At 53.1% G+C, this 17,139-nt stretch carries 7 protein-coding genes; all 7 read right to left on the bottom strand.

Annotated features, from left to right (window positions below; translation table 11 throughout):
- Nucleotides 1–519: 519 nt before the first annotated feature.
- Nucleotides 520–1,404: an EamA family transporter RarD gene (gene rarD / locus ABE504_RS00545; protein ID WP_430082993.1), complete on the bottom strand. Its 885-nt coding sequence runs from the start codon at nucleotides 1,402–1,404 to the stop codon at nucleotides 520–522.
- Nucleotides 1,405–2,129: 725 nt separating this feature from the next.
- On the bottom strand, nucleotides 2,130–4,862 hold the full coding sequence (locus tag ABE504_RS00540) for a discoidin domain-containing protein (RefSeq protein ID WP_430082990.1): 2,733 nt from the start codon (nucleotides 4,860–4,862) through the stop codon (nucleotides 2,130–2,132).
- A 78-nt stretch (nucleotides 4,863–4,940) separates the two neighbouring features.
- A complete protein-coding gene (locus tag ABE504_RS00535; RefSeq protein ID WP_430082987.1) occupies nucleotides 4,941–10,391 on the bottom strand; it encodes an S-layer homology domain-containing protein in 5,451 nt (1,816 codons plus the stop codon).
- Nucleotides 10,392–10,479: 88 nt separating this feature from the next.
- Nucleotides 10,480–12,066 (bottom strand): extracellular solute-binding protein, encoded by a 1,587-nt coding sequence (locus tag ABE504_RS00530; RefSeq protein ID WP_430084701.1) that lies wholly within the window; start codon nucleotides 12,064–12,066, stop codon nucleotides 10,480–10,482.
- Between the two features lie 66 nt (nucleotides 12,067–12,132).
- Nucleotides 12,133–13,029, bottom strand: coding sequence for a carbohydrate ABC transporter permease (locus tag ABE504_RS00525; protein ID WP_430082984.1), 897 nt, complete (start codon nucleotides 13,027–13,029; stop codon nucleotides 12,133–12,135).
- A gap of 3 nt (nucleotides 13,030–13,032) precedes the next feature.
- Nucleotides 13,033–14,007 carry an ABC transporter permease gene (locus ABE504_RS00520; protein ID WP_430082981.1) on the bottom strand — a complete coding sequence of 325 codons (975 nt, stop codon included), beginning with the start codon at nucleotides 14,005–14,007 and terminating at the stop codon, nucleotides 13,033–13,035.
- Nucleotides 14,008–14,178: 171 nt separating this feature from the next.
- Nucleotides 14,179–16,887, bottom strand: coding sequence for a discoidin domain-containing protein (locus tag ABE504_RS00515; protein ID WP_430082978.1), 2,709 nt, complete (start codon nucleotides 16,885–16,887; stop codon nucleotides 14,179–14,181).
- Between the last annotated feature and the right edge of the window lie 252 nt (nucleotides 16,888–17,139).

Below are 17,139 nucleotides of genomic sequence, written 5' to 3'. Positions count from 1 at the left end.
AACGCTACGGTGAACCGCGATCGTACCGCGCGCGATTCGTGCAAAACCGCGGGTATTTTTTGACCGCGGAATGCAAAAAATGCCTGCGGCATCGCAGGCATTTGGGTGAGTTCGCGTGGGGTGACAACACAAGACGCGTAAACATGGTCAGCTCGATATGAAGAGCCGTTCCCATGGAGCCGCTTGCTCGTGCGTGCGTTGCTGAAATGGAATTCCTCCAGTTCATTCACGCCTTTTTCGTGAAAATGGGGACATGAACTGGAATTTCTCCAGCTTATTCGTACCCAATCAAGTAAAATTCATCTAATTCCCTTATATGTACTGGAGGTTTTCCAGTTCAGTGGGGTGAACCGCGTCATTTTGCTCTAATGAGATGGAGAAATTCCAGTTGAGCGGGCGGGGACTACGCGGAAGACAACAGATCCATCCGGCGAGCTAGGTCAGCCTCGGGTGAGCTAAGCCAGGGCGGGCCGTACAAACGGCCGCTTCGCCAGGCGCAAAGCTCCCCGTCCGGCGCAACTACCGCTGAACGGCCGCAGCCCGCGCCGTGCGGATCGAAGCCAGCGCATAGACGACGAGCGCGCTCCAGATAAAAGCGAAGCTCGCCAGCAGCGCCGGCGAGAACTTCTCTTTGAACACGAACACACTCAGCAGCAGCGTGATCGATGGCCCGATGTACTGGATGAAGCCCAGCATCGAGAGGGGAAGCCGCACCGCTGCTTTGGCGAACCAGAGCAGCGGCATGGCCGTTGCTGCGCCCGCCAGGAGCAGCAGGATGAGCTTGTAGGCCGGCAGCGTGCCGACGGTAGCCTGATGCGTCGCGTACAAGTAGCCGACGTAGATCAGCGCGAGCGGCAGCACGACCGCGGTTTCCCCGGCCAGGCCGATGGAAGCGCCGTAGGCGACGCGCTTCTTCACGAGGCTGTAGAGGCCGAAGGAAGCCGCCAGCGAAACGGACACCCACGGGAAGTGGCCGTAGTCGACCGTCGCGATCGCAACGCCGATCGCGGCCAGTCCCACGGCGACCCACTGGGCGCCGGTCGGTTTCTCGCGGAGGAACAGCACCGCGAGCATGATGTTGAACAGCGGCGTAATGTAGTAGCCGATGCTGGTTTCGATAACGTGGCCGTTGTTCACGGCCCAGATGAAGATCAGCCAGTTCGCGCTGATGAGCAGCGAACTGGTCGCGACGACGAGCAGCGTGCGCGGCACGGCCAGCAGTTGGATAAACGCCTTCCACTGCCCCTTGCCGACCAGCAGCAGGATCGTCATAAACACGAACGACCACATCACGCGATGCGCCAGAATTTCCCCCGGCAGCATGCTGCCGAACAGCTTCCAGTACACCGGAAGCAGCCCCCAGGCGATGTAGGCCAGAATGGCATAGATTAAACCTTTTTTCATGCAAATAATCCTCGTTTCATTAATAGCGTAACCGTATGGAAGGGCTGTCCGCGTGATCATAAACGTTTCAGAAATGGTGTCTCATGCCCCGTCCTCAAGTCACATCTTCCAAAGCAGGGTCGCTCCCTGTTTTTCATCCACCGGTTAATTCATTAGCCCATTGTATCATAGCCCCCGCCCTCCCGTCCGATCCTTCTTCCCCCAAGAACGGCAAAAAATCCCCGACAATCGGGGATTTTCTGCTGGATTAGCTTGTTTTCGCACGATCCTTGCGTGATTCACTGATACTACGCAGGGGCTTCGCGCGGGAGAGCGAGTAGGTTGTTGGCGCTAACGGGTACCACAGCGGCTATTTGGCCCAAAACATTTCATTTCAAACTGTAACGGTTAACACAAAGCCTATTTACATGTAATTGGCCCAATTTCACCAGATTTCATCTAAATAAGCACTGTGGCAACCGCTAGAATCCATATTGCCCACTTTTCGGGACAATAAGTGCTGTGGCAACCGTTACAGCTTTCTCCCCTCCCCCTTTCAAAATTGTGGAGAGCAGCGTCGGTCCGCCTTCGTCAATAAGGTCGTCGGCAGCCCGCAGCACAGCCCATAATTCGAGCTCCGGCTTATCCAGTATGTGAAAAACCCCTGTCCTACATTAACCATTACGGTTTTGGAGGGACAGGGGCATACTGCTTATCTTGGCTGTTCATCTTTTATTTCGTCGACATCAGTTTATCGAGTTCACGTTAACGCCTGCCGCGGAGTAAATGAAAGCAGGCGCTCCCGTAAGCGGCACATCGACAACTCCCGCTACCGCCGGGATGTATTTGTAGCTTCCATCAATGCCGACCACATTTATCCCCGGGTCGGTCGTTGCGATATGCGCCTTTCGAGTGGGGCTGCTTGCCGATTGCCAGCTCGCGTCCCACAACGCAGTGATATACCGATTCTTATTTTCATCCCAGAATTGATACCCGTAATAAGGATTCGCAACTCCCGCCACAGGCCCCAAATACTTGGCATCTTTAAGCACCCTAATCATTGTATAGTAGCCGTAATAGCTCTCCTTCGGCTTACCGTTCCAGTCAATCAGGCCCAGGTTGTGCTCCAAATTATTAGTTTCCGTACCGTCATCTGCAAAATCATACCAATGCACCGTTCGAATTCCGTTCGCGATGGCATGCATATAGGCCCGTGCCAAATAGTTTCTTTGGGTCGCCCGGTCTACCGTTTTCAAGTAGCTTCCGCCCGTATACGTGCTCCAGCCGATCTCGGTTATAATAATCGGCTTGTCTCCGTCCCCATGGCTGGCCATCGTATCCTTCAGGGCTGGCAGCATTTCGAGCAGCTTCTCCGGCGTGCCCTGGATCAGTCCCGGCACCGCCGGATATTCGTATTTTACATAGGGATGAACGTCCATCACGTCAAAATAATTTTTCACTAGGGCGCCGTTCTGGCCGTCGGAATTATAAAGGTTATCCAGCCAATTCAAGCCCTTGCCTGCCGCTAACCGGTCAACCCCGCCCAGCGCGGGTTCTACTAAGAGACTCTTGCTGCTGACCGCCTTTAGACTGTCATGATTGGCTTTCAGCGCCGCCGCTACATCAGACGGATTTCGATTGGCAAGATCCGGTTCGTTGTACGTGGAGAAGGTGTAGGCGCCCCCGTCGTTATCGGACTGCACGTAGCCGGGACCATGATAGAAGTAATGAAAGTTCAATCCGCTCTTGCCATACAGCGTCTTCATCGCGCTGCTGTGATCCCACCATCTGTTTTTGTTGATCCCTCCGAGGTCCCTGAGCAGCCTCAGCTTCGTCATCAGGAACACATCCTCATTCTCGCCGTGATGAACATAATTGCCCCCGCCGTAAGGGGAATCGTTGATGGCGAATATATCGCCGACCCGCTCCCCGCCGAGCACGGACGGCGTCGTAATCTTCAGCGCTTCAACATCCTTCCGCTCCCCGCCGGTCGAATGAAATGGCGTCACTGCCACATAATAAGTTGTCTCCGGCTTCAAAGCGAAATAGGTTGCATACTTGCCGACCTGTTCAATGGATTTGGCTTCCGCCGTGAATTTCGGTGTCAATCCTTCCGTACTGGTGAAAGGGGCTGTCTCGATATAAATGCCATATTTGTTAACGTTGTTAACCACACTGTTATAGCCGGACCAATCCAGATAGAGCGTGCTGTAATTTTTGAGCTCTGTTGTAAACTCTACTTGATCTGGCGTTGCTTTCTTCGGCAGCTCCGGGTCGTACAGCTTCCAGCCCCAGATCGCCACTTCCCCGATCCTCAGCATCTGCGAGTCATTCGCATTATGCATAATGATTTTGACATACTTCGCATGTTTGCCGGGAACGCCGTAACTGGGCGAATTCACAATCGCGTTCAGAGAACGGTCATTGGCATTAGCTGTATAACCGAGAGAGGAATAATTCACGCCATCGTTGCTGACGAGCACTTCATAACCGTCCATGGATAAAGGTCCGCTAGTGGCTACTCCGGTCCATACGTCGATTTTCCCGATCTGGTAGACATCGTTCAGATTGAAAACGACAGCCGCGTAGTTCCCTTTTCGACCCCAGACCGAGTTCATAATATAGTCCGCATTCGTTTGCGTGGTGGAACCGTCGATTAAATCCGGCACCCCTCCGGCGCCGTCATTCTTGGAGTCGTTATCTGTTTTAATAATATCGCTGTCGGTAACGAACGGAGCCTCGGTCAACCACGCATAGGATGCGCCTGTCGCAATTTTAGGGATAGATGTGTTATATTCGCCGGTAGCTTTCAACACATTATTGCTTAATAGCGCCATGGGCTCCAGCGCATCGCCGAATACAGCCGTTTCTCCCAGCCTCACGACCGGCATTAGCGGGTCCTTATGCATAATGATCTTGATATACCGGGCATAAACAACGGGCTGAACGGCATAGGTGACGGGAGCGAACCCCGCCCCCGCTGCACTCGTATTTTCCTGAGTGCCGACCCGGTTATAAGTCAGACCGTCCAAGCTGGCGTAGACGTCAAATTGACTCATTCGGCTGCCATTGTCCGTATCCGCCCATACCTTCACCGAAGACACCTTGTAGGCCGCTTGAAGGTCGTAGATCAGCGTTCCGTATGCAGCGGTCCCCGCCGCATCCCCCGTCGAACTGCTGAACTCCTCCTCCGGACCGCTGCCGCCGTCTGTCATATCCGGCGTCCCGTCACTGTCCGACGCAATCAATTGCGCATCGGTGGCATACGTGCCTTCCGTCAGCCAGGAATAGGACGCTCCTGTAGCAATTGCAGCCGTTCCTGCCGGAATCAGCTCCCCTCCGACTGCATTCCCGCTTAACAACTTCTCGTCCGCTACCGCCGCCATAGCGTGTTGTCCGGCAGGCACCGCGACGGAAGCGGTCCCCAGCATCATGCCTAGGACACATAGCAGCGCACAGCTCTTTTTGGTAATACTCATGGCAAAGCTCCTTTCCGAATGTTGGGGACAGAGCCGGCAAGCCGGATCTCGCAAAAGGCTGCCGGCCCTGCTCCCTGATTACATAGATAACAGACTGTATATAATCTTAGCCGCTTGCGCACGCGTGGCAAACGATTCCGGCGCGAACCGGTTCTCCTCAAGTCCGTTAATAATGCCCGCCTGTTGCATCGCTTCGACGGCTTCCCTCGCATAGGCGCCAATGCTCGCCCCATCCGTGAAGCTTTCCGGCTTCGCTGATTGCCGCAAGCTGATCTGTGCAGCCGCCATAGCCCTATACGTCATGACCGCCATGTCCTGTCTCGAAATTTCGCGGTCAATGCCGAAGGAGCCGTCTTCGTAGCCTTGCACGATGCCCAGCTTTTGTGCGCTTGCCACTGCCTGGTAGAACCAATCGCCGTTCCTTACATCGCTGAAGCTCGCCGCTGCATTCAAGTCGGTAAGGTCGAAAGCGCTCATCAGCATCTGGATAAATTGCGCTCTGGTCACCCGGTCATTGGGTGCGAATCGCTCGCCCCCTACACCGTTAACAATCTCTCTGGCTGCCAGTGCCTCAATGCTGCTTCTGGCCCAAGCTGCATCTTCCAGATCGCCAAAGGTGATCGGCGTATACAAGACGGAATACAAGCTGAAATGATCGGTTGTAAACGTAACCTTGCCCTGGGCAGCATCATACCTTCCGTTCTTTACCACTTCAAGCGTCCTGCCCTCTGGAATATGGTAGACGATGACCTGATCTGCGTTCTCGCCAGCTGTCAGCGTATAGTCCATGGAGACGCGAACAGCATCTCTGCCGAAAAACCGTTCAATCTTCACGCCGTCCAGCATAACGCTAAAGTCGTAGATCGCCGAAGTCCCTGTCCGCTCAGCCGCCGCGCCCGCAAGCTCACTAGAGCTAACCATTGCCACTGAAATCTCCACATTTGCCGAATCCGGCTTCACATAACCGGCCAAAGCTTCCGGAGTCAGAGCGATTGTAGCTAGGTCGGATCGAATTTCCACCCTTTCGATGTTTGCGGCTTGAGCCGCTTTCAGTACGGCCACAGGGAGCTTGATCTGAGTCTTCACGGCTCCTGGCCCACCCGGAATCTCTATCGCGAGGATGCCTCTAGAAGCAGAATCCGCACTCTGGATCGCTTTCTCCAAGATGTCCATAGCTACCTCAACGGACACAACGCCATCCGGATTCGCCTCCTGCATCGGCATCACAATCGTGCCGTTTCGAATGACCGGAGGCTCAGGCTTCGGTTCTGGAGCCGAGCCCCCGCCGCCGCCACCCGTACCGCCGGATGGAACGTCGTCTTCAACCGGCGGCTTGACCGTCACCGTACTGCTCGCCGTAAAGCCGCCGTCCTCGGTCGCCACCGTAATTGTCGCCGTGCCCGCCGACACGCCCGTGACAGTCGCCGTCAGCCCGTAGACCTCTTGGGTAACGCTTACGACGGAAGGATTGCTGGAAGTGAAGCTCACCTTCTTGTTGGTCGCTTCACCAGGCGACACTGTTGCTTTCAGAACGAACGGTTGCCCGATGTCGAGCGTCGCCGCCCTATGATCAAGCGCAACTCCCGTGACGCTCACCTCAGGTGCACCGACTTGAGCCAGAATCAAATCTTCATATAATTGGGTGTTCTTGCTGGAGCCGATCCCGCTCATATATTCCAGCCAACCGCGTCGGGTCGTGCCGTCATTCTCATTCATCAGCATGGAAAAACCAAGAACGTCGCCTTCCGATGGCGCACTCCCTTCCGGCAATATTTCCGACCAAGGAAGAGCCAGCTCGTAGGTTGTGGCGGTTTCACTTCGGTACACCGCTGCCTGCACGCTGGTCATTTCTCCTACCGCTTTGCCGTTGGCGGCCAACCATCTCCAGACGATAGGGCCCTGTGCCCCCAACGCGATGCCGAATTCATTGTTCTCCGCACTGCCGGCCCCGTCGGCTCTGCCAGTATCAATGGCGAATTGCACGCTGTCCCCCTGCCACATGTCGCCGCCTGTTCCTTGTTGAACATGAATATCGTCTTGAACTTCCATGCCGAAATAGAGATAACTGCGGTCCCATTTCAGAAAGCCCTTGCCGCTGAGATCGGGTTCCCCGCCCCAGTTCGCGATATTTTTATTTTGATCCAGCCGGTTGATGACGATTGGCATGCCGGTATGCCAGCTTGGCTCAGATAGCTTGCCGTCGATAACCGGCGCCGTCTGGTCATTCACAGCGGCAAGGAAGTTAAACGGCCTTTCTACCAGCTTCGTAAACCCGCTGTCCAATTCAACAGCTAGCTTCAGCCTGGCTCTAGCTTGCTCCGGAAGCCCCGTGATCGGAATCGTCAGCTTCTTGACTTCTCCCGGACGCAGTCCCTCGAAGGCAATCGGCCCGGATTCTCCCAGTGCCACATACACCGCCTCGGCAACGCTGATCGAACCGCTTAACTCCTTGTCCGGAGTCGCATTCTCAACATAAAGCGCTGCATGCCATTGATTCCATTGCCCTGGCTCTACGACCTCGGGAACGACACGGACCTTGATCGTCTCCAGTACATTCGCCGTCAATTTCATGGATGCAATCAGCGAGGTGCCCGAGATCACCTGGAGGGTAAGCTCCTGTGCTTTCTCCTCCGCATTTAACGGAATGGGAATGCTGATCGGAATAGCTGCCGTTCCCGGCGCAAAGTTCACTTCGCCGTCCAGCTTCCAGTCGGCGGAAGGGCCGATCAATTCCAGCCTGCCGCTCATCTCCGCCCCCATGCCGGAGCGTTTAATGTCCGTCTGAAGAATATCTCCGCGTCGTACATCAACCGCGCTGTTCGTCAGCACGAAGGAATCGTCGATGGACGAAACGTCTAGACTGGATTTGGAATAAATAAAAACAGGAGCACCGCTAATGGTCAGGCTTGCCGTTCCGCCGCTGACCGGTAAATACGCATAGCTTCCGTCGATACCCACAACGGTAAGTCCTGTATCTTGCGTTTGAAAGGTTGCCGTTTTGGTCGATTCATCTGCCGCCCAGAGTGACGTAATATACTGATTTTTCCCTTCGTCCCAGTATTCATAGCCATAATACGGGTGGTCGACATTGGCTTTAACTCCCACATACCGGGCGTCCTTTAACACCTTCGCCATCGTATAGTAAGCGTAATAACTCGGCTTCGGAACACCGTACCAGTCGATCATGCCGAGATTATGCTCCAGATTGGCCGGATCGGTCCCGTCATCCTGAAAATCGTACCAGTGCATTCTTTTGATGCCCCCGGCAATCGCATGCATATAGGCTCTAGCCAAATAGTTGCGCTGCGTAACGCGATCTACCTGACGAAGATACCCGCTTCCGGTGTAGGTGCTCCACCCAAGCTCCGTAAAAATAACCGGCTTATCCTGATCGCCATACTTGGCTTTCAACGCCTGTATTTCCTTGATTTTCCCAATTAGCATTTCCGGCGCGCCCGGGATGAGTCCAGGCAGGCTGCCTTCATGATTTTTGACATAGGGATGAACATCCAGCACGTCAAAATAATTTTTGACTTGCGCCCCAGTTTGTCCGTCGGATTTATAAAAATTTTCCAACCATGTCATACTTGCCGGTTCCGTCCCGCCCAGTGCGGGCTCAACCAGCAGATTGCGGCTGTCTATCCCCTTCAGGCTTTCGTGATTCGACTTAATGGTCAAAGCCAGCGTAGCAGGATTCGTCCCCTTCAGATCCGGTTCGTTGACTGTGGAGAAGGTCCAGGTGCCTTGCTTATTTTCCAGAGGAACGTCCTGGGGCCCGTGATAGAACTCATGGAATCCGATCCCGTATTTATTGGAAAAAGACTTCACCCAGGAATCGTGAACCCACCAACGGTTCATATTAATGCCTTCGATGTTCCTCATCAGGATCAGCTTGCGGATGATGTTCTCATCCTCTTTGGCCCCGTGATTCACATAGTTGCCTCCGCCATAAGGCGTGTCGTTAATCGCAAAAATATCGCCGATCTTCTCCCCGCCGAGCACGCTTGGCGTCTTCACCTTGAGCGTCTTGACATCCTTGCGCTCGCCTGAAGCCGTACTCGTCGGTGTGATCGCGATGTAATACGTCGTCTCCGGCTCCAGGGAAGAAATGAGCGTAAATTTTCCCTTTTGTTCAAGCGTTCCGTTATCTGCAGTGACATAAGGTGTCTTTCCGCTCGTGTCCGTAAAATCGCTCTTTTGAATGTAGATGCTATATTTGTTGACTTTATTGACGACAGCATTGTAGGCCGACCAGTCCAGGTACAGAGTGTTGTAATTCTTCACGTAGGTGGAGAATTCAACTTGATCCGGCGTATCCTTTTTAGCCAACGTCGCGTCGTACAGCTTCCAGCCCCAGATGGCAACCTCACCCGCAATGAGCCGGTCGGAGTCGTTAGCATTGTGCATGACGATCCGCACATACTTGGCATGCTTGCCCGGGATGCCATAGGAAGGCGAATTCACCATCCCATTGACGTAATGACTGTTCGGATTAGCCGTATAGCCGGCTGAGAAATAGTTGACATTATCCGTGCTCAGCAGTACCTCGTACCCGTCCATGAAACTGCCTCCGCCCGCTTTGGACCATACGTCGATCTTCCCGATCTGGTACATATCATTCAGCGTAAACGTTACGGAGGCGTACTGGCCCTTTGAGCCCGCGTCCATACTGGCCGTCGTACTGGCCGTCTCTTCCAGGCTTGAGCCGTCGGTCAGGTCGGGCAAGCCGGCGGCGCTGCCATCATCCTTTGCACCGGCTTCATTATCGCTTGCAATCATGCCGGCTTGTGTCACAAAGGGTTGATCCGTATTCCATTTATAGGTGGCCTTCGTATCCACCTTGGGCGTGCCGACAGGGTAATAGCCTCCGGCTTTTAACTGATTATTACTTAGCAGCGACTGCGGCTCCGCCGGCTCCCCCCACACAGCTACCTCACCGATGCTCAGCTTCAGCTTGGCCGGGTCTTTATGCACAATCATTTTCACATACCTGGCATAAGGAGACGGTTTCATATCGCTGACCACAGGTGCGATGCCTGCCGTATCCGCAAGCGTCGGTTCCGTAACCGCAACGCGATTATAATTCGTGCCGTCCATACTGGCGTAGATCTCGATCTGCTTCACGCCGCTCGTTGCCGAATATTCGGCCCAAGTCTGCACGGATGATACCCGGTATACATCTTGCAAGTCATAGACCAGCGTTCCGTAAGCCTCTCCGGTTTGAGCTTCACTCGAGATGACAGCGCTTACATTACCATCAGTCATACTCGGTCCAACCCCCGCATCGCCCGAGATAAGCCCGGGATCCGTTGCGAAGAGTCCCTCCCGCTGCCAGACATAGGCGGCCCCGGTTGCAATTGACTGGCCAGGTTCCGTGAACAATGACCCTTGCGCATTGCCGCTAAGCAGCTTGGGTGAATCTGCCTCAGCCGCATGCGCGATGGCATCCCTGCCACCTGCAATGCTTATCGTCTGAACAAACAACAGCACAGCGAGAACGGCTGCGCTTAGCTTTATGAACTGTTTCATTCCAGAGCTCTCCCTTCCTTTCCTTGAATTCACGCAAAGAGATCAGGAGGCTGCTTCCGATTACGCGCAAGCAGCCTTCCCTGTCATGTTAGTTCAAAAACGCTTTGTTTTTCTCGTACCATTCCTGCGCAAGCTTCTCCACATTGTCGCCGCCCAGACGCTTCCATTCCTTGCGAACCTCTTCCATAGCCGTTTCCGGGGTCATTGCGCTCCCGCCGGTTACAGCTTTCACTTCAATTTGCGTGGCAATCGGATGGAAAGTAGCGATCAGTTGGCTTGCTTCCGCAAAATCGGGATTAAACGCAATGTCTCTGCGGTATTTGTTCTTAAGCGCCGTATTCAGCGATTGTGTTTTAAGTTTGGCATATTCCTGCGATTCCGCATCTTGCGCAGCCATCGCAGGGAACCATTCAGCCTTCAGGCTGAAATCCGATACGATCGCATACTCGTTGGCATAGGATACTTCCTTGCGGAACTTATCCGCGTCCAGCTTTTGAGGAATTACGCCGTCTACCAGCTTATAATGAACGTTCTCCTCGCCGTACTTCATCACCATGTCGCCTTTTTCGATCATCCAGTCCAGGAATTTAATGGCCGCCTCAATCTTATCCTCCTTCATCTGGGCGTTAAAGGCGACCAAGATGTTTGCTGGAAGCTCTTGATACAAGCCGCTTTTCCCGTACTTACTAGCCACGGGCTCCAGTGGGACCATCTTGGCATCCGGCACATTCTTTTTCAGATCCTTGAATTCGTTCTCCATATTCCAGCTGCTGAAGTAAATGCCAGCTTTGCCTGTCGTCCACATTTGACGTGCGCGTTGGAAATTGCTATCCGTAATGTACTCTTTATCGAGCAAGCCTTGATCGAATAGGGACTTCTGATAGGCAATGGAATCTTTATACCGGTCCAGCGTTCTGCCGAATTTCATTTTGCCATCTTCCAGATACCACTGATTCTCATTTACAAAGAAGAGGGATCTCATGATTTGAACGGCATTGCCATTAAATACGATAGGCACGGTATCCGCTTTGCCGTTGCCGTCAGGGTCGGCATCCTTGAACTTTTTGGCCACCTCAACCAGTTCTTCCGTCGTTGTCGGCGTTTTCAAGCCCAGCTTATCCAGCCAGTCCTGGCGAATCCACATGCCGTGGTTAGCAATCCCGTCTACGCTTCTGCTGGTCGTAATTGCGTAAGTTTTGCCATTGATTGTCATCGCCGATTTGAGCTCGGGATGCTCCGATAAATACTTTTTCAACGTCGTGCTGTACTTCTCAATGTACCCGTCAATTGGCTGGATCGCGCCTTGATTGGCCAATTGCGCAATGTAGTTTCGGTCATATTCCCAGATCAGATCGGGCGCGCTGCCGGAAGCGATCAGCGTACTCAGCTTCTGCTGAGCTTGCCCCCGCGGGACAGGGACCCACGTAACTTTAGCCGGGGCGTTTTCATTGATCCACTTGGTCCAGCGGTTGTTCTCGTAGCTTCCCTCCTCCGCAGGTACAGTTCCGCGGTCAAAGACGGAAACACTGATTTCTTTCTTTGGTCCCGCCGACGCAGCTGTACTGCCTTGCGGCGACGCGGAGCTTCCTACATCTGCAGAGTTCGAGCTGCAAGCCCCCAGAACTGCGAGTGACAGACTTGCGGCAAGAACCGGTTTCCACACATTTTTGGACATTTTCAACCATTTCATCCCCTTAACATATAGTTTTCATCTATATCAAGGACTGCTCGCCCCATGATATCAACCTTTCACCGAACCAATCAAGACGCCTTTGACAAAATGCTTTTGCAGGAACGGATACACGATCAGAATCGGCGTAACCGCAATAACAATTGCAGCCGCTTTAATGCCTTCCGGCGTCAGCACCACCTGTGCGACCCCTTCGCTGCCGGAGCCGCTGTCAAGCAGGCTTTGATCCACTTGCAGAATCATCTGGTAAAGCTTAAGCGTCAGTGTATGCATCGTCGATTTGGTCACATACAACAGAACGTTAAAGTAGGAGTTCCACCATCCGACTGCATAAAAGAGAGAGAGCGCGGCAATGATCGGCTTGCATAGCGGTATCATAATTTGCGCCAGAACTCGCCAATCACCTGCCCCGTCAATCGCCGCCGACTCCTCCACTTCTTCCGGCAAGCCTTCCATGAATGTTTTCATAACAAACATGTTGTACGTACTAATCAAAGATGGAAGCCATAATGCCCAGTACGAATTCATAAGTCCCAATGACTTCACGAGAATAAAATTCGGGATTACGCCCGAGATGAACAGCATGGTGAAGGTAATGAACATGAGCAGCGCCTTGCGCCCCATCAGTCTTCGTCTGGATAACGGATAAGCCGCCAGTACGGTCAGGATCATATTGAGCGCTGTGCCTACAAGGGTGACCAGCACGGTATTGCGCAAGGCCACAATGAGCTGTCCGTCCAGGAAAAGTCGCTTGTAAGCCTCCGTATTGAAATCAACCGGCCACAGCGCGACCTCACCCGCCGTAATGGCCCTGCTGCTGCTGAAAGAAGCCGCAATTTCATACCAAAGCGGATATAAAGCGATTAGCGCGCAGATAGCCAGTACCGCATAGATAGTTCCCTTTCCCAAACGCGCAAAGAAAGAATCGCCTGCCTTATACGTATTCATGGCTTACCATAACCCCCTTTCCCCGAACACCCGGGTCAATCTGTTCACGCCTACGACCAGAATCAGGCCGATTGCGGATTGGAATAAACCGAGAGCCGTCGTGTAGCTGTAGTTCATATTTTGCAGCCCGACCCGATATACATAAGTGCTGATCACATCCGCCACATCCAGAACGGACATGTTTTGCAGCACCAGCGTTTGCTCAAGCCCGACATCCATCATTTGTCCCATGCGGAGCACGAGCAGAATGGCAATGGTGCTGCGGATGCCCGGCAGTGTAATATGCCAAATCTGGCGCAGCTTGGAGGCGCCGTCCATCTTGGCCGCCTCATAGAGTTGAGGGTCGATCGACGCCATTGCGGCGAGATAAAGAATCGTGCCCCATCCTGCCTCCCGCCAGATGCCGGATAAGGTGTAAGCAAACGGCCACCAGGCAGAGCTGGCCATGAAGTAAATCGGTTCGATACCAAACACCTTCGTGAGTACCATGTTGACAACGCCCGTACTTGGGGAAAGCATGGCAATAAAGATTCCCCCTAGCACCGCCCACGAAATAAAGTGAGGCAAGTACAGCAAATTCTGAACAATCCGCTTATACCATTCCTTGCGGACTTCATTCAGCAGAAGCGCCAAGCCTATGGGCACCGGAAATCCGAATACGAGGCTGTACACGTTAAGAAGCAACGTATTCCGGAGAACTCTCCAAAAATCAATGCTTTGGAACAAGCTTTCGAAATGCTTAAACCCCACCCACTTGCTGCCGAATAGGCCATCGGCAAACCGATAATCCTTAAAGGCGATCACTTCGCCTGCCATTGGCGCGTATTTAAACAATAAGTAGAATCCAATGACGGGCAGCAGCATCAAATATAAATGTCGGTCCCTGATCAAGCGGCTGCGGAATGCGGACGGGGCCGGCTTAATGGATACCTGCTTCCGCCGTGTCACCGTATTGAAGTGCGCCTGTTTTTCCTCCATGTGGTGTTCACCCTTTCGCAATGTAGGCCGGTTGGTATGCCGGCGATTTGATCGTACTCCGCAGCCGCTGTGTTGGAAAAGAGACACGTCTTAAGCTTCATGTATTTTTTTAGCCTGCCGCCTTGTCACCTTTTTTGTGCAAGGTTCACTTCTTTAAGGTGACACGTGTCTCTAACTGACCGAAGTCACGCTTATGCTGTGAGTGGAGTAAATGAACAAAGGTGCTCCCGTAAGCGGGATCGACACGCTTCCCGCCACCGCAGGTAGATAGGCATGGCTCCCGTCAATGCCGACGACCGTAACCCCGGCATCGCTTGTTGCCAGCACGGCCGTTGCATTCGCGGTGCTTGTTGTCTGCCAACTGGCATCCCACAAGGAGGTCACGTACCGGTTTTTATTTTCGTCCCAAAACCTGTAACCATAATAAGGATTGCCAACGCCGGTTACGGCTCCCAGATACTCCGCGTCTTTCAGCACCCTTACTAGCGTGTAATAACCGTAATAGCTAGGCTTCGGTACGGCGTTCCAGTCGATGAGCCCCAGGTTATGCTCCAAATCGCTTGCGGTCGTCCCGTCATCCTGGAAGTTGTACCAATGCACTGTGCTGACACCGCCGGCGATAGCGTGCATATAGGCCCTTGCCAAATAGTTCCTCTGCGTCGCGCGGTCAACCTTTTTCAAGAATCCCCCGCCCGTATACGTGCTCCAGCCTAGCTCGGTAAACACAATAGGCTTGCTGGCGTCTCCGTGGCTTGACATCAACGTTTTTAGATCATCGATTTTGGATATCAGCTTCTCCGGCGTTCCTTGATCCAGACCAGGCACTGCCGCATCCGCATACTTTACATAAGGATGAACATCCATAACGTCAAAATACGTTTTGACCAACGCACCATTCTGCCCGTCGGAATTGTAGAAGTCATCCAACCAAGCAAGACTGGTAGCGTCCACTCCGGCAAGCGCGGGCTCAACCAGCAGATTCCTGCTGTCAACCGCCTTCATGCTGCTATGATTATTCATGACGGTCGTTGCTGCCGCAGAAGGAGCGGTCCCCGCCAAGTCAGGCTCATTAAAGGAGGAAAATGTCCATACGCCTTGATTGTTATCCCCAGCCACGTAGCTGCTGCCGTGGTAAAACAGATGAAAGTTTACTCCGTAGCTGCCGTATTTCGTTTTCATTGAACTGCTGTGATCCCACCATCTGCTCTTGTTCATGCCGCCGATTTCCCTCAGCAGCTTCAATTTACTCGTCAGATTCGCCTCTTCATCGGCCCCATGACTCACGTAGTTCCCTCCACCATAGGGTGCATCGTTCACTGCAAAGATGTCCCCCGCTTTTGCGCCACCGAGGACGGTAGGCGTCGTTACCCGAAGCGTTGTCACATCGGTTCGTTCTGTGCCGCCCGTGCGGAACGGCGTTATCGCTATATAGTAGGTCGTCTCCGGTTTAAGCGCAAAATAAGGTGTGTATTTGCCCAATTGCCCGACTACGCCCGAATTTAACGTCATTTTAGCCGTCAGGCCGGAGACGTCAGCAAAGTCAGAGGTCTCGATATACACCGCGTATTTATTTACGTTGTTAACTACATGGTTATAGCTGGACCAGTCGAGATAGAGCGTGCTGTAATTTTTCAAATCCGCTCTCACTTCCACCTGCTCGGGCGTTGCGGTCTGCGAAAGTGACGTATCATACAGCTTCCAGCCCCAGATCGCGATCTCGCCGACCGTCAGTTGCTGGGAATCGTTCGCATTATGCATTATTATCTTGACGTACTTGGCATTTCTCCCCGGCACACCGGAGGATACCGTGTTCACAATCGCACTGGATGTACGAGCGTTCGGATTGGCTGTGTAGCCAAGCGACGTATAGTTCACCCCATCCGTGCTCACCTGGACCTCATAACCATCCATATACTTGGTGCTGTCCGCTCGGGTCCATACATCGATGTTGCCAATCTGATACATCTCGTTCAAGTTAAAAATGACGGTTCCGTACTTCCCCTGTGATGACCATGCGGAGTTTACGGTCGTATCCGCCGATGTTTCGGTACTGGAGCCGTCGATCAGGTCGGCTACGCCTCCTGCCCCGTCATTCTTGGCATCGTTGTCGGTTGTAATTAAATCGCCTTGCGTCACAAATGGCTGGTCTGTTGCCCATTGATACGTAGCATTCGTCGGCAGCTTAGACGTGTTCGTATTGTAGGGACCTGCGGACCTCAAGAAATTGTTGCTAAGCAGGGCCTGCGGCTCCAGAGAATCCCCAAACACAGCGACCTCGCCAAGTCTCATGTTAGATTTAGGCGTATCCTTATGCATAATCACTTTAATGTACCTGGCGTATACAGCCGGCTTGATCGATACCGCAACAGGGGCGAAGCCGGAATTCGCCGCATTCGTATTTTCAACAATTCCAGCCTGGGAATAGGTCAGACCGTCGATGCTGGCCAACACCTCGAAGCGCTTCATTCCGCTATTCGTCGCCGTGTCCGCCCACACCTTGACGGTCGTTACCTTGTAGACTGCTTTCAAGTCATAGATCATCGTTCCGAAAGCAACCGTATTGCTAGCCCACGTCGAATTGTTGCTGTAATTGCCGTCTGGGCCGTTGATTCCATCGGACATGTCCGGCGCCCCGTTGTTGTCCGTCGAGACGATGAGGGAATCTGTCGCATGCGTGCCTTCCGTCAACCATGAATAGGTGGCTCCGGTTGCGATTGTCTCGGTGGATACAGGAAATAAGGAGCCTAAGGAATTGTCGCTCAACAACTTCTCCGTCCCACTCGCCCGGACGATATCCGTGCCCGTGGGTGCCATGAGCGCCGAACTGAATAACATCGTAACTGCGCATAGATACAAGCCTGTTTTTCTAAATATCCTCATCAAATAAAATCCTCCCTGCCTATCTTTTTTTGAAGCGCTTTCAATAGTTGCTCTTGCCCAACTTTCCTCCTCCCTTTGGCATTATCCGCAGGATAGCGAATGGTATGATCGTAAGCCGGCAGGCTTCACTTGAGAATAGACGAAATCTGCACTAGATGACCTTTTTTAATCCTTCTCGCGTGACACTTTTAAACACGGTTTCATTTTTTGCGGATATGTGATCAGTAAGCGCGAATTCGAATTCGCACACCG

This window comes from Paenibacillus oryzisoli, from assembly GCF_050467285.1.
GTDB classification, from domain to species: Bacteria; Bacillota; Bacilli; order Paenibacillales; family NBRC-103111; genus Paenibacillus_E; species Paenibacillus_E oryzisoli_A.
Note: the sequence above shows the minus strand (reverse complement) of the source record. Positions and strands in the feature narration are given on the sequence as shown.